Source organism: Pseudomonas sp. P9_35, from assembly GCF_034008205.1.
Classification (GTDB): Bacteria; Pseudomonadota; Gammaproteobacteria; order Pseudomonadales; family Pseudomonadaceae; genus Aquipseudomonas; species Aquipseudomonas kilonensis.
In genome coordinates this window covers 2,681,427-2,705,616 of record NZ_CP125373.1, presented here as the reverse complement: position 1 = coordinate 2,705,616, position 24,190 = coordinate 2,681,427, and the positions used below count along the sequence as shown (strand labels likewise).

Annotated in this window: 16 protein-coding genes and 2 pseudogenes; 10 read left to right on the top strand and 8 right to left on the bottom strand. The window is 58.1% G+C overall.

The genetic code is table 11. From position 1 onward, the window contains the following. Positions 1 to 16 precede the first annotated feature (16 nt). The 6 genes from QMK47_RS12000 to QMK47_RS11975 form a co-directional block, all read right to left on the bottom strand. A complete protein-coding gene (locus tag QMK47_RS12000; protein ID WP_253473524.1) occupies positions 17 to 1,561 on the bottom strand; it encodes an ABC transporter substrate-binding protein in 1,545 nt (514 codons plus the stop codon). A gap of 223 nt (positions 1,562 to 1,784) precedes the next feature. Beyond that, positions 1,785 to 2,612 (bottom strand): helix-turn-helix domain-containing protein, encoded by an 828-nt coding sequence (locus QMK47_RS11995; protein WP_214509191.1) that lies wholly within the window; start codon positions 2,610 to 2,612, stop codon positions 1,785 to 1,787. Between the two features lie 400 nt (positions 2,613 to 3,012). Continuing rightward, the gene (locus QMK47_RS11990; RefSeq protein WP_320390253.1) at positions 3,013 to 3,858 is read right to left on the bottom strand and encodes a sugar phosphate isomerase/epimerase; all 846 of its coding nucleotides are present in this window, start codon (positions 3,856 to 3,858) and stop codon (positions 3,013 to 3,015) included. Between the two features lies 1 nt (position 3,859). Then, positions 3,860 to 5,092 carry an NAD(P)/FAD-dependent oxidoreductase gene (locus tag QMK47_RS11985; RefSeq protein ID WP_320390252.1) on the bottom strand — a complete coding sequence of 411 codons (1,233 nt, stop codon included), beginning with the start codon at positions 5,090 to 5,092 and terminating at the stop codon, positions 3,860 to 3,862. An 18-nt stretch (positions 5,093 to 5,110) separates the two neighbouring features. Further along, entirely contained in the window at positions 5,111 to 5,431 is a 321-nt protein-coding gene (locus tag QMK47_RS11980; RefSeq protein ID WP_018608132.1) for a MocE family 2Fe-2S type ferredoxin, read from the bottom strand. 36 nt (positions 5,432 to 5,467) lie between these two features. Then, positions 5,468 to 6,556 carry a fatty acid desaturase family protein gene (locus QMK47_RS11975; protein ID WP_320390251.1) on the bottom strand — a complete coding sequence of 363 codons (1,089 nt, stop codon included), beginning with the start codon at positions 6,554 to 6,556 and terminating at the stop codon, positions 5,468 to 5,470. 162 nt (positions 6,557 to 6,718) lie between these two features. Between QMK47_RS11975 and QMK47_RS11970 the strand changes: the two genes are divergently transcribed. From QMK47_RS11970 to QMK47_RS11935, 8 genes and pseudogenes are all read left to right on the top strand, one after another. Then, complete coding sequence (locus QMK47_RS11970; RefSeq protein WP_320390250.1) at positions 6,719 to 7,768, top strand: LacI family DNA-binding transcriptional regulator; 1,050 nt, start codon at positions 6,719 to 6,721, stop codon at positions 7,766 to 7,768. A gap of 504 nt (positions 7,769 to 8,272) precedes the next feature. Beyond that, positions 8,273 to 10,105, top strand: coding sequence for an AAA family ATPase (locus tag QMK47_RS11965; RefSeq protein WP_253473507.1), 1,833 nt, complete (start codon positions 8,273 to 8,275; stop codon positions 10,103 to 10,105). Between the two features lie 2 nt (positions 10,106 to 10,107). Further along, positions 10,108 to 10,752: a 4Fe-4S single cluster domain-containing protein gene (locus tag QMK47_RS11960; RefSeq protein WP_253473504.1), complete on the top strand. Its 645-nt coding sequence runs from the start codon at positions 10,108 to 10,110 to the stop codon at positions 10,750 to 10,752. Between the two features lie 16 nt (positions 10,753 to 10,768). After that, positions 10,769 to 17,077 carry an AAA domain-containing protein gene (locus tag QMK47_RS11955; RefSeq protein ID WP_320390249.1) on the top strand — a complete coding sequence of 2,103 codons (6,309 nt, stop codon included), beginning with the start codon at positions 10,769 to 10,771 and terminating at the stop codon, positions 17,075 to 17,077. Further along, a complete protein-coding gene (locus tag QMK47_RS11950) occupies positions 17,074 to 18,432 on the top strand; it encodes a hypothetical protein (protein ID WP_258690871.1) in 1,359 nt (452 codons plus the stop codon). The genes QMK47_RS11955 and QMK47_RS11950 overlap by 4 nt, the downstream gene beginning before the upstream one ends. A 171-nt stretch (positions 18,433 to 18,603) precedes the next feature. After that, positions 18,604 to 19,105: pseudogene (locus QMK47_RS11945) on the top strand (transposase). A gap of 96 nt (positions 19,106 to 19,201) precedes the next feature. Next, positions 19,202 to 19,786, top strand: a complete 585-nt coding sequence (locus QMK47_RS11940; protein ID WP_258690870.1) for a hypothetical protein — start codon at positions 19,202 to 19,204, stop codon at positions 19,784 to 19,786. Positions 19,787 to 19,900: 114 nt separating this feature from the next. Beyond that, positions 19,901 to 20,192 (top strand): annotated as a pseudogene (locus QMK47_RS11935) (isocitrate lyase/phosphoenolpyruvate mutase family protein); the annotation flags it as partial. 137 nt (positions 20,193 to 20,329) lie between these two features. Here the strand turns inward: QMK47_RS11935 and QMK47_RS11930 are convergent. Both QMK47_RS11930 and QMK47_RS11925 read right to left on the bottom strand, forming a co-directional pair. Further along, the gene (locus QMK47_RS11930) at positions 20,330 to 20,767 is read right to left on the bottom strand and encodes a hypothetical protein (protein ID WP_258690869.1); all 438 of its coding nucleotides are present in this window, start codon (positions 20,765 to 20,767) and stop codon (positions 20,330 to 20,332) included. 200 nt (positions 20,768 to 20,967) lie between these two features. After that, positions 20,968 to 21,384, bottom strand: coding sequence for a hypothetical protein (locus tag QMK47_RS11925; protein WP_253473493.1), 417 nt, complete (start codon positions 21,382 to 21,384; stop codon positions 20,968 to 20,970). A 643-nt stretch (positions 21,385 to 22,027) separates the two neighbouring features. Between QMK47_RS11925 and QMK47_RS11915 the strand changes: the two genes are divergently transcribed. Both QMK47_RS11915 and QMK47_RS11910 read left to right on the top strand, forming a co-directional pair. Further along, positions 22,028 to 22,729, top strand: coding sequence for a hypothetical protein (locus tag QMK47_RS11915; protein ID WP_253473490.1), 702 nt, complete (start codon positions 22,028 to 22,030; stop codon positions 22,727 to 22,729). Between the two features lie 165 nt (positions 22,730 to 22,894). Then, the gene (locus QMK47_RS11910) at positions 22,895 to 24,166 is read left to right on the top strand and encodes a hypothetical protein (protein ID WP_253473487.1); all 1,272 of its coding nucleotides are present in this window, start codon (positions 22,895 to 22,897) and stop codon (positions 24,164 to 24,166) included. The last annotated feature ends 24 nt before the right edge of the window (positions 24,167 to 24,190 follow it).

The following is a 24,190-nucleotide window of genomic DNA, read 5'->3' as shown; positions in this document are numbered from 1 at the left end:
ACAAACAACTCAGCATTCAGCGATTCAAGTTGTAGTAGAGAATTGCCTCATAAGCGGGATTCAGGCTCTTTTCCATGCCCTTGATGTCTTTGCGGGAAACACGTATCTGCTGCACGTCCGCGTACCAGATCGCAGGAGCGTCCTTGGCCAGTAGCTGCTGGGCCTGCTGGTACTTTTCAGTGGACTGAGCCCGATCACTGCCTTCTAACGCCACCGCCTCCTCGATCAACTGGTCGAAGCCTGGGTTGCTGTAATGAGACAGATTGAATAGCGTGGTTTTCTCTGAATGGAACTCGCTGAAAAGCCAATCGCTGGGTGTCGGATATGTGGGCCACCAAGCCATGGATTGCAGGTTGGGAGCGGTTTCCAGCTTCTTGGCCTTATCCCAGATCACACCCCACTCGCCGGGACGTAACTCCACTTCTACGCCAACCTGAGACGCCGTCGCCTGGAACAGCTCAGCGGCGTTTGCATAGATGCCACTGATGTACTGCATCGAGACCTTCCAGTCCTGTTTGGGTACGCCAGAGGCTTCCAATAATTGGCGGGCTTTATCCAGATTGTAAGAAGCCATAGGCACGCTGGCATGCCCCCAGATACTGGTGGGTAAAGGCCCCTTGGACACACTGCCGTAGCCGTGCAAAATATCGTTGGTGACACCTTCATAGTCCCAAAGGTATTGCAGCGCCTGACGAAATGCCAAGTTATCCGTAGGGTACTTCTGGGTATTGATCAAGAACTGGAAGTTCTTCCACGAAGGCGCGGTACTGACCTTGATGGAAGGGTTCTCTCCCAATACCTTGAGCTGATCAAGGGGGATATCCCAGGCAACGCCAGCCTCGCCATTTTTTATCATCTGGGTGCGGGTGGACGCTTCGGACACGACCTTCACGATGACGCGATCAAATTGCCCTTCTTTCCAGCCTCCCCAGTAGCCATCGAAACGTTCGAGCACCACTTGCTGGCCCTGTTCGACCTGCCCAAGCTTATAGGGACCGGTACCGATAGCGTTGGGAGCCATCATCCAGTCATGCCCCTTATCCACCGCCGCCGGGGCAATGATATAAGCAGCGTATTGACCTGCCGCGATCAGATTGGCCGGAGTGGGATTCTGGAACTTGAGCACTACCGTGTCGTCAGCTACGATCTCGACGGAATCCAGGGCTTTCCATACATACGCAGCGCCTTGTTTTAGCGCTTTGACGTAGTCGATGGATTTTTTGACCGCTGCGGCGTTGAACGCCGAACCGTCATGAAACTTAACGCCGTGCCGCAGCTTGAAGGTCCAAGTCTTGCCGTTGTCGCTGCTTTCCCAGGACGTGGCGAGCCCAGGGGAAAACTCCTCGGCACTGCCCGGAGCGTTATAGACCAGAAGCGTCTCGTAGATATTGCCCAGCACCCGCACCTCTTCCGAAAACGCCGAGGCTGGATCCCAATCCTTGAAAGAGGCTCGATCAGCGACAACCAAGGTATTGTTTGCCGCACACACCAAGCCACTGGTCAACGGCGCAGTAATGGAAAGCGCCATCAACCCTGCCATCAAGGTTCTTTTGAAGTTCATCGATGTTCCTCTTATTTTTATGATGGGCGCAGCGGGTCACTTGCACGAGCAGGCGTTAATCCAGCTGGAATGAACGACGTGTTTGGCCGTTCGTGAAACTGCCTATTGAGCGGTGTGGCTCATTATTGATCTGCCGCACCGCCAGCTCAATTTCGCGAGCGCTAAGAAAAAAACGCCAGATGACGCTTGAAAGCGTCACCTGGCGTCTATTTTTAAAGCGGGGTTAGAACAACGGCGGAACGAGGTTGAACTCACCCTCGGATGGGCGAATCAGCAGCCGCGCCCTCACCTCGCTGGGTATCTCAGGGGCATCAATCGGGAAGCAGCTGCAACTGGAAAGCGCGTTACGCAGATCGATCGATTCACCGAGGTACTCAAACACAATCTGCGCACCAAAAGGACGTCGAAAATTGTCGCCCGACACGCCGAGCACCAAGCCGTTGAGAAAGCGGAAGCGACTGCGATAGGAGGGGTAAAGCGCCGACCAGATGTAGCCCCGAGACGATAGGTATTCGTGCTCGACGATGTAAATCAGATCGGATGAGGCAAAGCAGAACCCACGATATTTATTGATGCCGAAACTCTTCAGTTGGTCATCACCCAGTCTCACTCGCTCGTACGTTTTACTCAGGATTTTGTTGCCGGAACGGGTCAAGCGGGTAATCGACTTGATCACCTCCCCTGATCCGGAGGGCGACATCAAATAGACAAAGTAGTAACCCTGGTACTTCGACAGTTCCTGCGCGGAGCTTGGAAAAAAATCGGTTGGTACAGCACTGTCCGGCTCTCGCGCCGTGCGCTGCCTGTTGAGCAAAGCGCGGAACGACTCATGGTCGGAGAATATTTCATCCTCATCCACCCCGAAAAAAGCGCATATCTTGCGAAGGGTGAACAGTGAGGGAGTCGCCTGCGCCCCCAAGTATTTGTTGAACTGCTGGCGATTGATATCGAGGGAGCGGCAGACCATCGCCACCGACTTGTAGTACCCGCAGAGAAGGCGCAAGTTTTGACTGAAGTCTTGCGCCGACCGAGGTGAATTGGAACTCAGCATTTAACAGTATCCCTAACGCCACCATTGACAACACGCTGGACTAAACGTCGCTTGGATCACGGTTTTCAGAAGCTTGGCTTCGCCGCCTCGTGATCGACGTGAGCATTAAGCCCGACCATAGCGCCTGGGTGGGGGAATGTTCAACAATACTCACGCATGCAGTGTTTCCTGGCGCTCCAGAAAATTACGTCGGTAGCAAATTTTTGGTTCGATATTCGAGAGTGCACGATAGACGAGAGACGGCTCACGCCTCAGCACATAAACTTCAGGAAAAAAAAGCCACTCATCTGAGTGGCTTTTTTCTGAATCTTGGAGTGGGAAACGAGACTCGCATCTGGTGTCCGACTCGTTGAAATCCAAGGGGTTTCTTTTTCTTGGCGAGTTACAGAACAGTAACCAATCATGCCTTAGATCCGCGCCCCGCCTGACACTCATCCCAAACACCACGCATCAGTTCCTTCAGCATCAGCGCCTCGCCCCAGCGATCCGTTATATCGCGCCCATCACTCCCTGTGATCGCATAGGGTGGCGGGCCAAGCTCGCAGGTGAAGGACAGGCTCGCGGGTGTGTTCGGTCGCGCCAGCCAATCCTTGATTCCGTAGCGCCACCAGCCCAGAAACCGGTCCAACCAGGGACGATGCTGGGCGAAGGTCAAGGGCACCTGGACCTGCTCACTGTTAGCGACCCGCCCATGAAAACCCCAACTGTGTCGTAGGATGGTGTGAATCTGTTCGTCGTCTTCGGCCGCGGCCGACTCAGGCAATTCGCGGCCCACGACGTAATGGGACAAGTCAGCCAACAACTTGAGGTCTGGCATCTGCGCGAGCAAATCGAGGGTGAACAACAGGTCACTGGTGAGACGATAGCGGTGGGTTTCCAGCAGGATCGGAAAGTCCACCTGCTCGGCCAGACGCTGCCAGCCTTCGATCAGTGTGATCGCCTGTGCCAGCCGCGGCCGGACGTCGGCTTGCAACGTGAGGTGGTGGCAGCCGTAGCGGGAGGCAACCTCAAGCGCTTGCGCCAAGTCACTCACGGTGCGGGGAAACAGTTGACCTTCGATTTGCAGGCCTTGCGCCTTGGCAGCGGCATGCAGGCGCTCGGCCTGTGGCGCGATCCAGAAATGGTCGGTGATCCCATCGAAGCCAGCAGCGGCAATCTTCTCCACCTGCGCCTCAAGGGAACGATCGCATTGACCACGGTGATCTTGCATGGCCCACAGGGACTGAAATACCAGGAATTCATGCATGTCAGGGCCTTAGCAGATGTTTGAGCGACACATCGGCGTCGGCCAATGCGTCCACAGAGAGTGGGGTCAAGTTGGCAATCAGCCGTTCACACAACTTGATGTCCTTGGCAACGCTGTTGCCCTGCCCCCAACCGCAGGCGCCTTGCAAACGTTGCTCGGTGTCCAGGTAGAACAGCAGCAGACCACCGCCTGCCAGGGTGCGAACGGCCGAAGGTGGCGTCGTTGAGATCACGCCCACTGTCTGCAAGCCCCAGTCGTACTGATCAGACCAGAAGCCGGGAACACCCTCGAACGGCAACTCGCCGCCCAACAGATTCAATGCCGCGTGGCGGCCCTGGGTCTCGGCATTGCGCCAGGTTTCCTGGCGCTGGAATAACGCGTCGGCGTGCAGGCGAAACTCACACACATCGCCGGCAGCAAAGATGTCTGGCGCGCTGGTGCGCAACTGGGCATCGACTCGAATACCCTGGCCCACTTCAAGCCCCGCCGCCGCGGCCAATTCGATGTTGGGTTGCATGCCGATACCGACCACCACCCAGTCACAGGGCAGCACCTGGCCGTCCACCAGTTGCATCGCCTCAGCGCGTTCGATGCCTTGTACCCTTTCAAGCGCTACGTTCAGCCGCACATCAACGCCCTGTTGCCGATGCAATTCCAACAAGGCCTGGGACACAGCTTCAGGCAATACTCGCCCGGCCAGTCGTGGCCCGGCTTCCAGCAACGTCACCTGACAGCCCAGGGTCCGGGCCGTTGCCGCGACTTCGAGGCCGATAAAGCCACCGCCGATGATCACCAGGCGCGTGCCGGGCATCAATGCGCTGCGCAGGGCCAGGGCTTCGTCATGGGTGCGCAGGTAAAGCACGTTGGCCAGAGGTTCAGGCACCAGGGACAAGCGACGCGCTCTGCCCCCGGTCGCCAACAGTAATCGGCTGTAGGGCAACCAACGTCCGTCGGTCAATTGCAGGCGGTGGTGCTGCGGATCCAGGCTTTTTACCGGGTTGCCCGCCAGGTGCTCGATGTTCAGTCCAGTGAGCCGGCTATCCCTCCACAGACTGCAATCGTCCAGGTCCATCGTGCCCTGCAGCAAGCCCTTGGACAGCGGAGGACGCTCGTACGGCAAATGGAGTTCATCGCCGATCAGGATCAGCCGACCGGTATAACCCTGCTCGCGCAAGGTCAGCGCGGCACGGCCACCGGCATGGCCGGCGCCGACGATAATCAGTGGAGCATTCATGGCGTGCACTCCTGGCGGTCAAGCCGAAATGGCGAGCAGAACCCGTCCCGCGTCGACCCGTACCGGATAGGTCTTGAGATTGACGCACACTGGCGCCCCCAAGGCTTTGCCGGTGCGATAGTCAAAGCGCCCGTTGTGCTTGGGGCACTCGATGACATGGTCCATCACCAGGCCGTCAGCCAGGTGGATCGACTCGTGAGTACACAGGCCAGCAGTGGCAAAAAACTCGTTGTCAGCAGAGCGGTAGATGGCATAGGTATGCGGACCGTGGTCGAAGCGAATGACGTCTTCTTCATTGATTTCGCCCACGGCGCATACATCGATCCATTGATCGTTCATGGCGTTTTCTCTTGTTCGGGATACAGCCGGAAGGTGTCAGCCCAGGGTGGCTTCAGCCTGTGGATGAGCGTCGGTGGCAGGCCTTGAGCTACCGACGGGGCGTCGCACGAAATACGTCGAGTCCTTGCGCTGCTTCAAGAGGGTCGGAATGATTTCCTTGAAGGCCTCGCCTATGTTGGCGTAAGGCGGCGGGCAGTCGTGGCGGATCTCTTCATGGAGTTGCGCCAGGGCGTGGTACGGCACCATCGGGTACATGTGGTGCTCAAGGTGATAATTCATGTTCATGTACAGAAAGCGCAGTACCCGGTTCATATAGATGGTGCGGCAATTGCTACGGTGGTCCAGCACATCTTCCGCCAGGCCCACATGTTGGGTGAGGCCTAACAGGTAGGACAACCAGCCGCCATACAGGATGGGCAGGCCGATATACATCAGCGGCAACCAGCTGTGCAGGTAAAGCGCCGCGCTAAAGACAACGGCGTAAATCACCAGCCAGATACGGGCCGCCAGGAACACCTTGGACCATTCGGACTCAGGGATAAACGTCTGTTCCTCGGCACCCATTTTGCCAACCGCGTGCCGGCACACGCCTCCCATCGTCTTCAGCAGCAACGGGATCTGGAACAGGCTCAGCAGCATCATGAACAAGCTCGGTGGACGCGGTTCGACGATTTCCGGATCGCGGCCGACGACGATGGTGTCGGTATGGTGCCGGGCATGGCTCCAGCGCCACACATGGGGCTCGAACATGCACATGAAGCTCGCCACCTGGTAGAGCGCATCATTCATCCAGCGAGTCTTGAAAGCCGTGCCGTGGCCGGTTTCATGCCAGCGCGGGTTGGAGGCGGTGGCGTACAGAACGCCATACGCAAGGAAAAACGGCACACAAGCCCAAGTGCCCCAGAACCAGTAGCCGCCGAGGCCGGTGATCACCAGGGTCAGCAGCCAGATAGCGGTGTCGAGCAAGGCCGGGCCGTCGCGGCGCTGCATCAGTTTTTTCATGCGTTGACGGGAGATGGGCGACTGGTACCAACTGGCCGATACAAGGCCTTTTTCAGCCGCGCGGGCGGCTTCAGGGCCGGTCAGGCGATAGTCCCGAGTAGAGGCTGTGTTGTCTTGAGACATTGTTATTGTTCTCCGCAAGCGTGAGATGTCAGGTGCTTTGCGTAAGAAAATATAGAGAGCGCGGAAGGCCCCCTCAAGGTCTTGAATACATTCCCTATCAAGCTATCATCCAGCTCCTGCGGGGCTTGATAGTTTTCTATCAAGACGCTTTGAAGGTTCATCATGAGTAACAATAAACGCCCCACCATCGCCACGGTCGCCGAACACGCAGGCTTAAGTGTCGCCACCGTCGACCGCGTGCTCAACGCTCGCGCCCCGGTTAATCCAGCCACTGCCGAACAGGTGCTTCAGGCCGCCGAAGCCGTGGGCTATTTTGCCGCGCGGCTGATCGGCCAACGCATTCTCGAACGCCGCCCCACGTACCGTTTCGGCATCCTGCTGCTGGGCACCGCCCAGGCGTTCTACGCCAACCTGGCCCAAGCCATCACCGAGGCCGCGCAGCGCCACGCCGGGGCCAACCTGACCTGCCAATTCGAATACGTGTTTGATCGCACCCCCAGCGCCATCATCGCCCAGATCGAACAGTTGGCGGTGCAGTGCGACGGCCTGGCGGTGGTCAGCTTCGCCCACCCGCTGATCAACGCCGCCCTTGCCCAGATTCGCGAAGCCGGAGTGCCCGTGGTGGCATTGCTGTCGGGCATTCATGAGGCGGCGGCCGAGCCCTATGTCGGCCAGGACAATCAGGTAGTCGGGCGCACGATGGGGTGGCTGCTGGCCCGCACCTGTGGCGCGCGCAAAGGCAGCATCGGCATTCTGCTCGGTGGCCATCGCTTTCTTGGCCACCAGGAGCGGGTCGAAGGCTTGCACAGCTACTTGGCCGAACACGCACCTGGTTTGCGCCCACTGGAGCCGCTGATCAATCTGGATAACTGCGACATCACCGAAGAAGCAACCCTCGACCTGCTGGTTCGGCATGACGATTTGCGCGGGTTGTGCGTGGTAGGCGGCGGTGGCGATGGGATTATCAACGCCTTGGCGCAACTGCCCAAGCGCCCGGCGCTGTGTTGCATTTTGCAGGAGTCCACCGAGCTGTCACGCCAAGCCCTGGCCCAGGGTTTGGTCGACGTGGTGATCGATTCTCAGCCGCGCCAGACTGCAACGGCGCTGGTGGATCTACTGGTGGAATTGCAGACTGCGCAGCAGTTCGATCCTGTGCGTCACCGGGTGCATATTCCGCTGCAGATTGTGACATCGGAGAACTCCCAAAGCTGATGGGCTGGCGGTACAACCTGCTCGGCCCTTGATGGCGCGGTTAACCGCCATTTACTACAGCTTCAGCTAGCTTCTGCACATTCAGTCCCGCCCCTAGACGCTCGGTAGCACAGTGGCAAACGGGAAGATCTTCCAGGGTAATTCGCGCGATCTTTGCTGCTTATGCCTGTCGGAGCTACGTCACAGCGTTCCGTGCAAGTGTTGGGGTTTGGCAATTTTGGCTACCCTACCCCGCCGCACCGCCTAATCCGCTTCCTGTTCGTCAAACCAGCATTTGGTCTCGGGCCTCCTTCAGATTCGCAGTCTCCCGCGACACCCTTGCCCCTGGCTACCCCCTCCCCTTGCCGGGTGTGTAGAGGACTTTCACAAGTTGCATAAAGCCCCCTGTGAACGAGCACCCCCTCAGAAGCGCTCTCTCAGCACAACTTTTCGTAGCAGCGCACTGGCAAATGGGCGCATTGAGCAATACCCTGCCCGTACCGCCCCAACGTTACGAGCTGAAACATGTCAGGGATTGCCATATTTGAAAGCCCACGTTGGCTACGAGATCTTCTCCGCTTCTTGCCGCTGAAGAGCCAATTCGTCCTGTCAGGCAACATCCGCGACCTGCAGGCCAGTGAAGTGGCGCCCGGCACGGTGACTGCGCAGAGCTTCAACCAAACCCTCTGTAATGCCCTGCTCGATGCTGGCTACACCCAGGTCATCGCCTGGGATCCCGTGTCCGGTTTCCGGGCAGTCGACAAACCCGGCTCCGCCCCTGAAGCCGGCCAGACGTTGCTTCAGGAACTTGGCCTGACTCCGGTAAATGGCGTAGCACCCGCAGGGATCGATCTGCTGGGCGCCACCCTGCCACGGCTGGTGGGTCGTGCTGGCGAACCTATCGCGCTGATCATCGATTTCGCCTCACGCCTAGTGGTTCGCAACGACTCCCTCAGCGCGGCGGAACATCAGCTCTTCACCCAGGCCCTGGTGCAATCCCATCAGGCTCGCAGCCGTCCGGCCACACAGCTGCGTAAACCGTTCTTCAATACCCTGCTATGGCTGGTGGAAAAAGAAGGTGATTTGCCCGACTGGTTGCTGGTCGACAACCCGCGCCTGCGCCACATTCCCGTGTCCAAACCCGATCAATTGTCACGCCGTGCATTGGCACCGGCGTTGCTCAAAGGGCTCAGTGGCAGCCAGGGCGCCAGTGAGGTGGTCATGCATCAGGCTGTGGAAGCCTTCGTCCAGAACACCGAGGGATTGCTGCTGCTCGATCTCAGCGCCATTGCGCAACTGGCGCGGGTCGAGGGTGTCGCCATGGAGCAGATTGCCGATGCGGTGCGCCGCTACAAGATCGGTGTTACCGAGGACCCATGGCTGAAGATCGACCGTCAGCGTATCCGGCATGCGGACGCGCTCGTCCACCAGCGGGTCAAAGGCCAGGAGCATGCGGTGACGCACATGCTCGACATCGTCAAGCGTGCGATGACTGGCGTCGGCGCCAGTCGCAAGGGCAACCGTCCACGGGGCGTAGCCTTTCTCGCGGGACCAACCGGCGTGGGCAAGACCGAACTCGCCAAAACGATTACCAGCCTGCTGTTCGGCGACGAAAGTGCATACATCCGCTTCGACATGTCGGAGTTCAGCGCCGAGCATGCCGATCAACGCCTTATCGGCGCACCGCCCGGCTACGTCGGTTATGACGTTGGAGGTGAGCTGACCAATGCGATCCGCGAGAAACCGTTCAGCGTGGTGTTATTCGATGAAATCGAAAAAGCCCACCCACGGATTCTCGACAAGTTCCTGCAAATCCTCGATGACGGAGTGCTGACTTCAGGCCGCGGTGATCGGGTGTACTTTTCGGAGGCCCTGATCGTGTTCACTTCCAACCTGGGGATCTATCGCCAGGGCGACAATGGCGAACGCGTTGCCAACGTCCTGCCGGGCGAAGCCTTCGAACAAGTCCAGGACAAGGTGCACAGCGAGATCGATCGGTATTTCAAGCTGGTACTCAACCGGCCGGAAATCCTCAATCGAATCGGCGAGAACATCATCGTCTTCGACTTCATTCGCGAAGGCGTTGCAGTGCAGATCTTCGAACAGATGGTCAACGCCACCTTCGACGACCTGCAGGGACAGAACCTGTTTATCGAATTGGCCCCCCAGGCACGCCAGGCACTGCACAACCTCTGTCTGCAGGACCTGTCCAACGGTGGCCGGGGCATCCGCAACCAGTTAGAAGCACGCCTGCTCAATCCCCTGTCGCGGGCGCTGTTCGATCAGGACGCGCAACCGGGCGAGCACTTCACGATCACCGAGTTGGACATCACCGGGCTGAAGATGGAACGTCACTAAACATGGACCTTAGCCTGTCGCGCATGCATTTTCCGGTCACTACCCTCGGCCCGGGGCGGCGTATTGGTATCTGGTTCCAGGGCTGCAGCATCCGCTGTCCAGGCTGCATCTCTGCCGATACCTGGGGGCCCGGGCACCGACGCTTGTCGCTGGAGCGACTGCTTGAACAGATAACCCCCTGGCTGCACGAGGCCGAAGGAATCACCATTTCCGGAGGGGAACCGTTCGACCAGTTCGACGCCCTGCGATCGCTGCTCGAAGGCCTGCGTCGACTCAGCGAGCTCGACATCCTGGTCTACAGTGGCTACTCCCTGGAACAACTCGACGCGCCGTTGCTCCAGACCAAGGGCTTGATAGATGCCTTGATCAGCGATCCCTATATCGAAGCACTCAGTCAGACCATGGCCCTGCGCGGCAGTGACAATCAACGCCTAAGCCTGCTCACGCCACTGGGCCGGGCACGCCTGGGTCATTACGAACGCCTGCTCGAACCCACCGACAAGGCGCTCGACCTGATGTTTGACGAAAGTGGCAGCGTCTGGATGGCCGGCATCCCACGGCGTGACGACCTATTGCGCTTACGCGACCTGCTGCATGAACAGGGCCATCATTTACAGATCAGCGCACACGCGTCGCGACGCCGCTGATTGGAGCACACCTCTCATGATACGTTTCTGCCCCAACTGCAAAACCGAACGCGCCCTCCAGGAAATGTTCTGCGAAGGGCTCATTCAGGAACGACCCTGCGGCTGGGACCTCGCCGGCGAACCCATCCATGCCGCCGGTTGGCGGCCGCAAGCCGTCTTCACTGAGGAAACCTTCCCGCCGGTCAGTTCGATTCAGGGAAATGCCCCCGACCTGCTCTGCGAAAATGGTCACCCGATGGTCGATGGCGACCTGATGTGCCTTGAATGTGGCAGCTCACCTGCACAAGCAACGGCCGACGACTCCCAGCCAGACAGCAGCGAACCAGAGGGAGTCCACCAGACCCTGATCGATGGTTGGCGGTTGATCCGTCAGATCAGCAGCACCGACGGCGTGCGAGAACGATACCTCGCCAAGCACGAAGAAACCGCGCAACAGGCAGTCCTGACCCTGTATCGACCCGGCGCCGAACCGGACCCGGCGATCTATGATGTGATCCGCCGACTGCCACGCGAGCACGTACCCGAAATCATTGCCACCGGCCGTTGGGATGACCGTGCCTATGAGGTCATTGAAGAACTCACCGGCGGGACCCTGGCAGAACTTGGCAGTGTGATCCGCGACAGCGACAGCGTGCACCATGTGGTCAACGAACTGGGCCTGGCGCTGCATGCTTTCAACGAGGCCGGCCTGCGCCATCGTGACCTGCGCCCGGCCAGCCTGCTGGTACGTTCCCGCGAACCGCTGGACCTGGTCATCAGCGGCTTCGGCTCGGCACGCCTGTCCGAGTTCGACCTGGACATCGTATCGCCACTGGAAACCGGCCGCTACATGGCGCCCGAAGCCATCGCTGGCGGCGTTGCGGCTGCCTCGGACTGGTGGAGCCTGGGCATGATCCTGCTCGAGCAACTGACCCAGGGCGCCTGCTTCGACGGCATCAATGCCAATGCATTTCTTATTCACGTGCTGGCCAACGGAGTACCGATCCCCGACGACCTTGACCCGCGCCTGCACCTGCTGCTGCGAGGTCTGCTGGCACGCGACCGTCATCAGCGCTGGCAATGGCCGCAGGTCGAAGGCTGGCTCAACGGCGTTGCGGTCGAGGCACCGGCCTCTTCCGTCCAGCAAACGGACGAAGGTGAAGGCGCGACCCTACTGCTGGGCGAGCGCCGCTTCCACAAGCCCGGCGTATTCGCCCTGGCGGCTGCCCAGGCGGATAACTGGCAACAGGCCCTGGACCATTTGCTGCGCGGTGTGATCGTGACGTGGGCCGAACAGGTCGGTCTCGCCCCTTCGCTGGTTGCCGGCTTACGTCAGGTCGTCCAGCACGAAGGGATCGAGGATGACTTCCGTCTCATGCTGGCGCTGAGAATCCTCAATCCGGAAATCCCGTTGATTCATCGTGGCGACATCGTCACACCAGGATGGCTACTGGAGCACCCACTGGAAGGCTATCGCCTGATCAGCGGGTCGGTCCCGGACCTGCTGGAGCAATTGCAGACCGACAACTGGCTGTCGCGTCTCAAATCCCGCGCCGAAAACGTACGTCAGCGTGCCCTGCACCAACACATCGAGTTGGTCGAAGAGCAACTGCGGATATTCCTGCTATCGACCTCGCGAGCGAAGCTGTCCACGCAATGGCAAGAGCGCCAACGCCTGTTTCCAGACACCGACCATCCGGGACTGACCTCACTGTCGGAGCGCCGGGTGATCGCCGAAGAAGATCTGATCGTGCTGCTCAGCGCGGCGATCAGTCAGTTCCGTTCGGGGGCCTCGATTGTAGAGGCCGCCGCCGAGTTGGCCAGGACTGCCGATGTCGGTTGGTTCGACTCCGAAGCGGCGACCCAACTGCTATTCCATTCGCGGCTTGAGCTGTACCGCAGTGTCGATGAACGCATCCAAGGCTTTGCCCGTTGTGGCGTGCCGGCAGTGGACGAGTGGGCCGAGCAGTTCCGTCTGGAGCGACGTATGCCGTTGGCCCAGGCGCTGGTGTTGCTCGCCATTCCGTCCAGTCATTGGCTGGAACCACAGAAACAGCAGTACGTCTCACAGATCCTCGACTTCTTCGAGAAGAAGGTGGTGACCGCAGTGATGCGCGGACCACTGGTGCGTATGAGCATCGGCAAGAGCACCGCACGGATCGACGTCAACGAACTGAACAGCGAGCGCAGCCCGGCTGCGGCTTTGCTCGATCACCTGTTGCAACGTAATGCCCGGGCAGTGAACCTCGACCCGGAGAGTTTTCAGCTCAACGGCCAGCTGGAATCGCGCCTGCATGCCTTGTACCGGCAAAGCGCGCTGTACAAACGCGACACCGGCATCGACGGTCTGTACCTGGGCTTCCCGTTCCTGCTCAATCGCGACCCTCGCGGCACCACGCGTACGCGGATCATCCCGCTCCTACTGTGGCCCGTGAAACTGCTGCTGGAGCTGGGTGCTCGAGGTCACGCCGCCTTAGCGTTCGACAGTGAGCGTGAGGAAGTTCGGCTCAACCCCGCGCTGGAAAGCGTGCTCGGCGCGGAGACCTGCAAACGCTGGCGCAAGACCGCCGATGAACTGCTGGGCCGCTCGTCAATTCGTGCAGCGGATGTGATGGATGCCTTCGGCATGCTTGCCACCATTCGCTCACGCGCCCTTGGCAACCTTCCCGCCAGCACCGTGGAGATCGCGCCCTACCAAGACGAGCTGGACTGCGCGGCGGTGCTGTTTCACGTGACCTTCATGGGGCAAGCCATCGGTGAAGACCTGCGCCAACTGAAAACCCTGTCGCCCGCCGGTACCGGCCTGGAAACGGCGTTGCGCCTCAAGACTACCGCCGAAACCGCGCACGAGGCACCGCCAGGCGAGCTGCAACGTTACTTCACCGTGGCCAGCGATCCATCCCAGGAAGCGGCCGTGATCCAGGCTCGACAAAGCCCGGGACTGCTGGTCGAGGGGCCGCCCGGAACCGGCAAGAGCCAGACCATCGTCAACATGGTCGCCGACGCCATTGGCCGCCAGCGCAGCTTGCTCATCGTCTGCCAGAAGCATGCGGCGCTGGAGGTAGTGTACAAACGCCTGGTCGCCGAAGGCCTCGGCCAACGCATCGTCATGCTCAATGACGTGAACCGAGACCGCGAGCCCGTCATCCGCGGTATTCGCGAACAACTGGAAAGCCTGTTCACGAACGGCAACCAGGCACAGGGCTGGCAGCGCCAGCGCGAACAGGTCGCGGCCCGCATCGAGGCCCTGGAGGGCGAGCTCGACCGCTTCCACCAGAGTCTGCATCGCCTGGATGAAAATACCGGCCTCAGTTATCGCAGGCTGCTCGGCGAGTTGATTGAATTGGAATCCGGCCCGGCCCCGCTCGAGTTTCCGGCCCTGCGCCAACGCCTGGCCTCCCTGGACCTCGCTAGCCTGACCCGTTTGGAGGAAAGCTGCGCCCCTCTGATTCGCCTGTGGTTACCCGCACGCTACGAAGGCAGTCCATTGGCCCAATTGCAGTCGTTCGCCGCCGACCGGGCGACCTTGCAGGCTTTCACCGACAATCTGCACAGTTTCACCCAAGCCGAACACAACCGTCAGGCCACGCTGCAAGCACACCCTGCCAGCTTCGAAATCGACGACCCGGTGCCGTACCGTAACTGGATAGCGGCCCATGTCGCAGCCCTGCTCGACCTGAAGCAAGAGCAACGTCTGCGCCTTGCGCGGTGGCTACCGCTTTTCCGCAGCCGCGAAGCGGGCCAACCCCCACGGGGAGAGTCGATTCTCGGCGAACTACAGCAACTGGATCAGCAGCTCGACCAACTGGATCAGGACCACTACGCCCCCGCCTTGTCACCGGCCCTCTGCCTGCTCGAAAACAAGGCCCTCAGGCATCTGGATCAAGACTGCACCAAGGTCATGGCAGCCCGGTCCTGGTTGGCGAACATCAACCCGATACATCTGTTGCGGCGCAACCGACTGCGCAACTTCCTTCAGGGCCAGGGGGAAAGCCGTGTTATTGAAGCACTACCAACCCTACAGGCAGCCATCCGCCTTGAAAACCAGTGGCGACCATTGCGCGCCGAGTTGAGTACGCTGCACCAGGCGTTGGAACTGGAAGCTGTGAGTCAGCAAGCCTGCCTGGAATTGATCAGCTTCGCGAAGAGCGACATCCGCCACCTGCTGGAAATCCAGGCGCTGGCCATGGCGTTGGCGCAATCGCCTCGCGCCCGGCAGGCCGACGAGGCCGCCCTCGCCGGCGACAAACAACATCTCGAGGCGCTGCTCAGCGATCTCGATGCTTCGCTGATGCGCCATGGCGTTCGCCAATCCAGCCTCGAGCAACTCAAGATACTCGGCGACTGGCTGGGCGAAGAACTGGTGCAGCAACTGCAGCACGCCATCGAGCACAATCTGAGCAATCAACTGTCTCTTGATCGGCTGCATGAAGCGCTGCCCTTCCTGGCCGCCTACCAGGCATTCCGCGGGCGCGCCGCTCAGTTGACAGCAGCCGACCTGGAGCTGCTCGCATTGCTGCGCCAACGCCAGGAACAGTTGGACAACATTGCGCCCGAGCAGCTTGAAGCCGCGGTACGGCGCCTGCTCAACCGCGAAGCTCGACTGGGTTGGAAACACCGCGTCGAGCAAACCAATCCCGAACTGCTGTTCAGCCAGGACGAAGCCCGTGCCAAAGTCGCCAGCCTCGCGCAAGCCGATGCGCAGATGCGGCTGCTCAATCGCGAGCTGCTGGCCAAAGCCATCAACCTTGATCACCTGGGTAACCGCAAACAATGGGAGGATGTCACTCGCCTGACTGGCAAACGCTCACGACGCCTGCGCGAATTCATTGAACTGGGCAGTAACTTAGGCCTGATGAGCCTACGCCCGGTGTGGTTGATGAACCCGGACGTCGCCAGCCGTGTGCTGCCGCTCAAGGCAGGCCTGTTCGATACGGTTATCTACGACGAAGCCTCACAGATGCCGGTTGAGTTCGCCCTGCCAACCCTGTTCCGCGGCCAGGTCACTGTTGTCAGCGGCGACGAGAAGCAAATGCCGCCGACGGCATTCTTTTCCAGTCGCATCGAAAGCGACGAAGCCGAAGTGTTTGACGGCGACGAACCTGATGAAGACGCGGATGAGGAACAGCGCGAAGCGTTCGAAGACACCTGGAACCGTCGTGAGATCAAGGATTGCCCCGACCTGCTGCAGCTGGCGCGCAACGCCCTGCCCAGCACCACATTGCAGATCCACTACCGTTCGGCCTACCGTGAACTGATCGGCTTTTCCAACGCCTCGTTCTATGGCAATCGCCTAAACGTTCCGGTCCGTCACCCGCAGGCGAACATCCAGCGCATCAAGCCGCTGGAGCTGATCCAGGTCGGCGGGCTGTATCAGAACCAGAGTAACGCCCAGGAAGCCGAACGGGTCGTCGAGTACCTGAGCGAATTGTGGCAGGAGCCCTACGACCAGCGCCCCTCGGTGGGTGTCGTCACCTTCAACCGCAAGCAGGCCGACCTCATCGAGGAGCACTTGGAGCAGCGTGCAGAGCAGGATGAACTGTTCCGCGCCGCCTACGCCCAGGAGCGTGAGCGCAGCGAAGACGGCGAGGACATGTCGGTGTTCGTCAAGAACGTGGAGAACGTGCAGGGGGATGAACGCGATATCATCGTCTTCTCCTCCACCTTCGGTCGCAATAGCCAAGGCACATTCCGCCGTAGCTTCGGCGTACTGGGGCAGACGGGGGGCGAACGACGCCTGAACGTGGCGGTGACCCGCGCGCGACGCAAGGTGGTGATGATCACATCGATGCCGATCGCCGATATCTCCGACATGCTCAACACGCACCGTGCCCCCAACAGCCCGCGAGACTATCTGCAAGGCTATCTGGAATATACTCGCGCCCTCTCCTCGGGCGAGTTCAGCAACAGCACCAAGTTGCTGGAGCGCCTGCAGACCGACCGCAGCAGCCAGCATCGTGAGCAAGGTCAGCAAAGTGATGGCTTTGTCAGGCTGGTCGGTGAATTCATTCATTCCCTGGGATGGCAGGCCGCTCCCGCCAGTGAAGGCGACGCTTTCGGTCTCGACTTCGCCATCGAGAATCCAGGCACGGGCCTGTACGCAATAGGCATCGAGTGCGATGCGCCTTGCCATAATCTGCTGGAACGTGCCCGCGCCCGGGAAATTTGGCGCCCGTCCGTGCTGCACCGCGCCATCCCGCACATCCATCGTGTGTCGTCGCAAGCCTGGTATCACAGCGGCGACAGCGAACGTTCACGGCTGCGTGAAGCAATCGAACACGCCATGCAAGTCGAGCAGCCGCTGCAACCCAGCCCTACTTCAGTTGATACGGAAATCTGCCAATGAGTGGTCCCAAGGTCGTTCGCATTGTTACCCGCGAAGAAATCATCGCCATTTGTGAAGGCCACCTGCAACGGCTGGAGCGCGCCGTGGACCGCTGGCAGACACAGGCCACAAGGCTTGGCGAACTCAGTGAGCAGGAGCGCTCCGCCTCCCTGGAGCGACACGCTCGCCTTCGCGCCCTGCTGGCAGAAGACCGATTGGCGGAACTGCAGAAGGCCGTGCCAGTGGAGATCGAGCACCTGCGCCGTGACTTGGAGGACCGCGAAGAGCGCGCGATCATTCATGCCGCCGAACGACGCCAACGCGACCGACGCGTCCAGGAAAACGCAGAAACCCTGCTTGATGCTTTGCAAGCCGACCCCGAAAGCGTCGACCAGGCCTTGCTGGAATCCCTCTCACGACTGGCCAGCGGTGCCAGTCGGGAAGATGCCGAACGTCTACTGGCCGAGGGTTTCGCCCACTTGAGCAAGGCAAGCGAGAAGCCAACCCTGAGCGATACCCAACGCGCCCTGGCGCAGCAACTCAAGGTCGACGAACCCGAAGTTTCCCTGCGCCAATGGATTGCGGCCCGGAAACCGGATGCAACGCGCGACGTACGGCTGCTACGCATTGACCGCCACATCGTGGAGCTGCAACTGCTGCAAGGCACTGAGCGTGCCGCACCCTTCCTCCTGGCACTGGAAAGCGCTGAAACGGAAACCGATGCCAAGCGGCGCAACCTGCTGCTCGACAGCCTAGTACTCGACCTCGCCGCGTCCACCCGAAACTTCCGACGCCAACGCGAATGTCTCGAACAACTGCAGGATCTGGCCAGCGAAGTCAAAACCTACACAGGCATCGAACACGCAACCTTGCTCGGTCATATTGGCGCTTGTACAACCGACACCGAGCTCTCGGTAACGACCGGACTGATCGAGCAGTGCAAAACGCTTATCGCTTCCCACTTACAGGACCAGGCCGCCCTCGCCCGCCGCGAAGCCGTGCTCGGCGGCTTGGCCAGCCTCGGCTACGAAGTGCGCGAAGGCATGGCGACTGCCTGGGCAGAAACCGGCAAGGTCGTGCTGCGCAAGGCCGCTACCCCCGGCTACGGAGTGGAAGTGGGTGGCAAAGCCGATAATGGCCGTCTGCAGGTTCGCGCCATAGCCCTCAGCAGTGATCGCGACAGGACGCGGGATCGCGACATTGAAACCATCTGGTGCGGCGAATTCCAGCGGCTTCAGGCCTTATTGAAAGACAAGGGCAGCGAGTTACTCATCGAGCGTGCGCTTTCGGTAGGTGAAGTCCCACTTAAAGAAACGAATATGTCCGAGCCGGACGTAGAAACAATCGCTGGTCAGCAAAAGACACTTCATAAATGAACCGCTAACTACATCCTCACCGCAAGCTATTGCCAACATGTTCTGCAGCCTGGAACTCAGAGCCGCGACGAGATTGCATTGGGTCTTGTAGCTACCACCTTAAGGCGCTGTTGCGGCACTTGAGCCCCCGTATTCGGTAGACTTCGCGCCCATCGCACGCAGGGAATAGCGATGGTTAAGCGGTACGAAATCCCCGATATAGCCTGGGAGTTGGTTGCTGATCTTTTTGAACAGCCTCGGCGCAGAGGTCGGCCGAGGGCCGATGACGCTCAATGGCTTGCTCTGGATGCTTTGCTCAGGCGCTGCGTGGGGCGACATTCCGGAACGCTTTGACCCTTGGTCAACGGTCTACCAGCGGTTCCAAGATTGGAGTATCGATCTGATGCTCAAGTGACTGCATTTCAGGCTGAACGAGCAGGGATTAAGCAATCGTTACCGGATGCAACCGGTGATCCCTCTACGATCCATGAAGCGCAAATCCAAGCCCGGCTTGCCTCGCTCGTTTTCGACCGAAATATCGGCAACGCAACATCATCGAATGTACATTCGGCGGGCTGAAGGAGAGTCTTCGCATCGTTACACACTTCGGCAAGCTCGGAAAAAAGACGCGACGATGGTCTCGTTAGCCTGTGCTATGCGATGTTTTCGACATTATTTTTCGGACAGCGCCTAGTCGATGGATGCCTAACAGCTGACAGCGCAAATATTGCACCAATGCTTGACAGGCGTTAATTAAGTGCTATCAAGAATAACAAGGAAATACTCATGCATGGAGATATCAATCATGGGGTTATCAACTCAAATTGCGGAATCATTTTATGATTCCAAATTCAGTTTTACACCAGGAACAATGTCAGGAGTAGTATGCGTCTTTACGACAGCCTTGGGAAAGGACAACCCTTTTTTTATTAAGTCAATTACATTCAATTACGGCGCTCATATTGAACAAGAGCTCATGATAGAGCTCCATAAAAAATTTGGTGAAGGCCTTAACACCCTGCCGGCCAACTCAAAAATTATTTTCTACCAATACTGGAGCCCGTGCCGCACTTGCACCGACGCCACAATACCAGACTTTCTCCGCAGGTTTGGACTTATCGAAAAAAACATAAGGGTCAAATTCAGATTTATAGATTATTACTCAAAAGCCAACGTTCCTAACAGCACAAAGCAGGAGCTTTGGGAGACTAACGCAGAAGCACAGCAAGCATATGATATCGCCTGCATTAGCTCTGGACATGCGAAAGTTAAAACAAATCCAACAACCCCCAATCAGACGATCGAAAGCATGTACTTAGTCATTGCCCCTGTAGGTAACAATAAAACCAGCTTCCTTATGACTGTCCATCAATGATCGCAGCGTTCATCGACCGTAACCCAGCGGTTGATCTCCAGACCTTCTCGCATTAGGCACCATTGACCTTAAGCTGCAAATCGACACCTAAGGCACACCTATCGGCCAATTGCTGCTTTTTCACTATTTGCTGCTGGCGTGATCGATTCGAACAAAATTGCCACCATCTGGCGGGACACCAAACTGCCAGTCAATCTGTCGTTCCGAGACGGACTGCCCTCTCCGATGAATTGAAGCGTCTGGGCGTTAGGCGATTCAGTGCGGGCTTCAAGCATCGCCGAGTTTCTGCACGGAGCCTTGAAAGCATTGGGTCCGCAGTTTCTTGAATAAAGGCCAACTCGACACTCAAACCTTGAAAGCCCATACATACGACGAATTGAAAGCTTTGATGGCGGCGAAGACTGAGCAATGCAGTCCCGCGGACGAGGCCAAACGCCAGTCTGAACGGAAAGCGTCTGGTTCTGAAATAGGAAATAAAAAAAATCTGGCAGTAGAATCGATGCGGGCTGCGCAACGCGGTCCATGGGGGGCGTACCCTAAACCTCAGTCGAGCGGCAGAGCCTTAACTTGCCCTCCAAATCGATAGTCCCCGCTCTTTTCTTTACGTCGCTCCAAATCCCTTGCCTCCTCCCGAGTCTTGGTCAGCGTGATGAGAAGGTGACACCGCTCCTCCAGATAACGTTGTCGACCGAGTTCGGTCTGTAAGTCATAACCCAAAACTGGTGGTGAAAAATAAAGGTGCTTGGCGAGGATTGATTGTTTGCTGATGACGTCAGCCGGGTTACGCCAATCACCTCCTTCCCTGAGTTTCAATCGAGCCTGTTTCGACTGTCGATGCTGTATCAGTCTCTTACGAAGATTACCGCTGATGCCAACCTTCAGGAGTTCGCCGACGTCAGTGACAATCTGATAAAGACCGGAGGTCGTAGGCACTGCTGTTTCGACATCAGAGAAGCGAATGCCAGGGGCTTGGTAGGTCATGATTTAGATCCTTCCGCAACGATAGCGACACCAGCCCGACCTGCAGATCAAGCACCGCCCCGTGGGTGCTGAATGCTCGGTCAGCCTGCGTGTGTTGGATGAAGCACACCAGAAGCGCGATCATCTAATAAAACCACAAGGCCATCCGATTCCTCTCGCGAGGAGCGCAGAACAGCCAGCCCTCACAATGCAGTCGACGTTTAGCAGGATTGATCGCCGTTGATCCACGAACGAAGCTTGCCCAACGTAGGCGCCTTGACCCCAATCGAACTCCAGCCCTTGAGGGTGTATAGCTTTATCTCAGCGATGCCCTGAGGGGTAGGCTCGACAGTGATGATCGCCAAACTGAGCCTCACGCCCTGGGCGACCATACGCTGGGTGATCTGCCCGCTACTGAACTCCGAATCGAACTCGCTTTCTGTGGTGACCGGAGTCCCCAGCGGCGAGTGCTCCAAACAAATTCGGCTGGCCTGACGGATGTTGCGATAAGCGGATTGAGCAGTAACGTTCGCCTGGATCGAGCCATCGTAACTGTCCGAATCAGACATGAGATTAGCGGGTGTATTTGTGCATCCCGCCAGCAGTATTCCAACGCTGATAGCCCATATGAATTTCAAGAACTTGGCTCCAATCTGTCGACATCATGAACATGCATGCAAGGTGATCCCGGTGTTCAGCGCTGTTTAAAATCAATGGTCTACGGCGGGATGATGCCAACTTGCCTGTACATTTTTTGAGCGCCCGTTAAAACGCTCTACCTACCTGGCATCAGCGCGGTTATCCACAGACATACTCACGGATTTCTTGGATAACTAGGTCGGAGTTGTAACACCGCTTCTGCCGTAGCGGAGCTCTGGGTTCGATGCACATGCGCCCTGCAAGCTGACCTGAACCGCACCAACACTCACCCGTCGTTCGGATCATCGAAGCCATACTGTACGCAGCAGCTAATAGCACAGATCGCTCAAATCGAGACATTTATCAATGTTGTGCAGAACGTGATTGGTGGGGATGTGAAATCCAAGGTTGAACGGGTGAAACAGTCGCTCCCGCCCAGTCGATAGCTGTCCCATCATGCAGTGCGATCGCCCACCGGCCAATGCAGAAATTTTGCTGTCGGTCAGACAGCGGAGCTAATTTTTAAACAGAACCGGCCGATACAAGCCGGCGGTCGGCCAAAATCAGATGCCCATGGTGGCAAAGAACGTCAGACAGTTGGTCTAGACCATCCCCCAATAGCTGATGCAAGAAGGCCAATCCGTGTACCTACATCGTTGGAGCTACACCCTATTAACTTGTCTGTTGCCACAGTTGAGCCTGGCCAGCACACTGCATATAGACCCTCGTGCCGAGAGCCTTTACCAAGAAGCTGTTCCATACCTATTACAAGCGAATGACAAGCTCGAAGCAGTGACAGCTGATACCCCAACAACAAGCGAAGAGGAGAGGCAGCGCTCCCTAACTCTAGCCGAAGAAGGAGGTGCGCTACTCAAACCTGCCTTTACTTTGCTTGAACAAGCAGCGGCACTTGATCATCCCGTAGCACAATATCGTCTCGGATTGATTTACGCGATGCTGTCTCCGAGCGAAGTGATCAAAGAGAAAGCTTGCCCCTTGTTCGAACGAAGCCTCGCCCAAGGCTTCGCTCCGCCAGCACTTGAAATTGCCTCCTGGTGCTTGGCGTTTAGCGATACGCCCGAGTACCAAAAAGCCTTGCAGGCCATGGAAACCAGCATGCCGCTCTACGAAAAGTATTTTCCACAGCCAGTTGTCCGGCTTGAATGCAAGCCTGAGGAACCTGTGGGCTTCGCCATGCAATGGGGCAACGGTCGTGATTATCAAGCTGAAATCTACCGTCTACAGGGCGACAGCAATCGTGCGCGCCGCTTGGAGTATTACCAGAAGGCTATCGATACCAATGACTGTTACAAGGCCAAACGACGCATGGAATATCTTAAATAGTCCCCCGCCCATTACTGGCTCCAATGCATGACGGTTGCGTCAGAGACAAGGATGAGGCCCGTGGGACCTTCTGCGCTTCTTCCGCTCTCCAGGAAAGCTCGCGCCCACTGGTTGAACTGTTACCCCTGTAGACACAATGCGTGTGTTATCCAAGGAGGAGACACAATGGATAGTAAATCTGCTGTTGCACCTACAGAAAATCACCTCAAGGAAATGCTGAGTTATTGGAAAGCATCTGGAATCCAGTCATTTTCCCTTAGCGAAGCGCTCCGCTGGTGTGCCACACACTATCCCGACATATCCCCCCTGCGCTTCGGCGCCCTCCTCCGCGACGCGGCAGCCAATCGCAAGCGCGATAGGCAACTGGTCTCCGATCTAGTGTGGCAGCTCAACAAGGAAAACTTCATCCCCTACGATCCAGCCGTCGACCCTGCGCCGGGAAGTCGTGACGCCGCCGCCTGGGTCATTCGCCTTGCTCTGCAGGAACGTCCGGATGTCGTTCAAGGTGAGATCCTCGATCAGTACTGTGCGCTCCTGGCCACAGCCATCGAATATCAAAAGCACCCAAACAAGACATCTCAGGAAATAGCTGATGGCCTAGCAGGCCTGCTTCGCGCGGACAATATTGAGGAGTTTCTCGCGCAGATATCGGAACTGGGAGCAGCGGAGTATTTCAGGAAAATCCATCCAGAAGGGTTCGCAAACCATGTTCCGAATCCGGACTGTTCGAGCACCGGCCCGGACAAGAATTTCGACTTCACGTTCCAAGCCGAGGGCATTCGCTTCAACGTCGAAGTGAAAGCTTTCTCCAAGGCCTTCTCTACAGACGACGAAGGAGGCACGAAATACTTCTTACCAGAGCCGATCAAGCAGCAGCTATACGACGTCGGTATCGAAATGAAAGCTACCCTTGCCCCTACTATCGGTCGTTTTCTTGGAGACGCGAATTGCCAGTTGCTGCGCCGTGACAATGACATGAACGTCGTATTACTTTGCTGCAACGATCCGGATGAATACGCTGATGTCATGGAAAGTCTGCATGGGCCCTATGGCCTAATCAGAGCTTCCAGGGCTGCGGGTAACAGCCTCCAGCTACCCAACTCGGTCATCCCCAATCTATCGCTAATGACCAACATCGATGCCGTGGTGGTCTGCCTGACAGGCTTCCTTCACTCGGGCATCGTCAATACCTTGCGATTCAGCCGGGCCTACAAGCTAGATGGCTTAAGTCTCACAGATCCCGAGCACGCCTGGGATTTTCGCTTCACCTTCCCATGCGGATTCTGGCTGCACCGTCCCCCAGTGGAACAGTTACGCGAGGTTAGCCTCCACAAGGTCTTCAACTCGCACCTCTCGCTGCTACTGGCCTACTACAAACAGCACAACAAGGATTGGCAGGCCGCGGTCTTCTCGCTGATCAATCAAAAACGGCCTTGATGCGAAGACGACACGTAGCGGCCA

What these genes read in the sequence shown, in the direction of transcription:
- QMK47_RS11985 (WP_320390252.1), bottom strand. Translation starts at nt 5,092, where the DNA reads ATGAATGCTCCACTGATTATCGTCGGCGCCGGCCATGCCGGTGGCCGT.
- QMK47_RS11990 (WP_320390253.1), bottom strand. Translation starts at nt 3,858, where the DNA reads ATGCATGAATTCCTGGTATTTCAGTCCCTGTGGGCCATGCAAGATCAC.
- QMK47_RS11975 (WP_320390251.1), bottom strand. Translation starts at nt 6,556, where the DNA reads ATGTCTCAAGACAACACAGCCTCTACTCGGGACTATCGCCTGACCGGC.
- QMK47_RS11930 (WP_258690869.1), bottom strand. Translation starts at nt 20,767, where the DNA reads ATGACCTACCAAGCCCCTGGCATTCGCTTCTCTGATGTCGAAACAGCA.
- QMK47_RS12000 (WP_253473524.1), bottom strand. Translation starts at nt 1,561, where the DNA reads ATGAACTTCAAAAGAACCTTGATGGCAGGGTTGATGGCGCTTTCCATT.
- QMK47_RS11955 (WP_320390249.1), top strand. Translation starts at nt 10,769, where the DNA reads ATGATACGTTTCTGCCCCAACTGCAAAACCGAACGCGCCCTCCAGGAA.
- QMK47_RS11950 (WP_258690871.1), top strand. Translation starts at nt 17,074, where the DNA reads ATGAGTGGTCCCAAGGTCGTTCGCATTGTTACCCGCGAAGAAATCATC.
- QMK47_RS11965 (WP_253473507.1), top strand. Translation starts at nt 8,273, where the DNA reads ATGTCAGGGATTGCCATATTTGAAAGCCCACGTTGGCTACGAGATCTT.
- QMK47_RS11910 (WP_253473487.1), top strand. Translation starts at nt 22,895, where the DNA reads ATGGATAGTAAATCTGCTGTTGCACCTACAGAAAATCACCTCAAGGAA.
- QMK47_RS11980 (WP_018608132.1), bottom strand. Translation starts at nt 5,431, where the DNA reads ATGAACGATCAATGGATCGATGTATGCGCCGTGGGCGAAATCAATGAA.
- QMK47_RS11970 (WP_320390250.1), top strand. Translation starts at nt 6,719, where the DNA reads ATGAGTAACAATAAACGCCCCACCATCGCCACGGTCGCCGAACACGCA.
- QMK47_RS11995 (WP_214509191.1), bottom strand. Translation starts at nt 2,612, where the DNA reads ATGCTGAGTTCCAATTCACCTCGGTCGGCGCAAGACTTCAGTCAAAAC.
- QMK47_RS11940 (WP_258690870.1), top strand. Translation starts at nt 19,202, where the DNA reads ATGGAGATATCAATCATGGGGTTATCAACTCAAATTGCGGAATCATTT.
- QMK47_RS11960 (WP_253473504.1), top strand. Translation starts at nt 10,108, where the DNA reads ATGGACCTTAGCCTGTCGCGCATGCATTTTCCGGTCACTACCCTCGGC.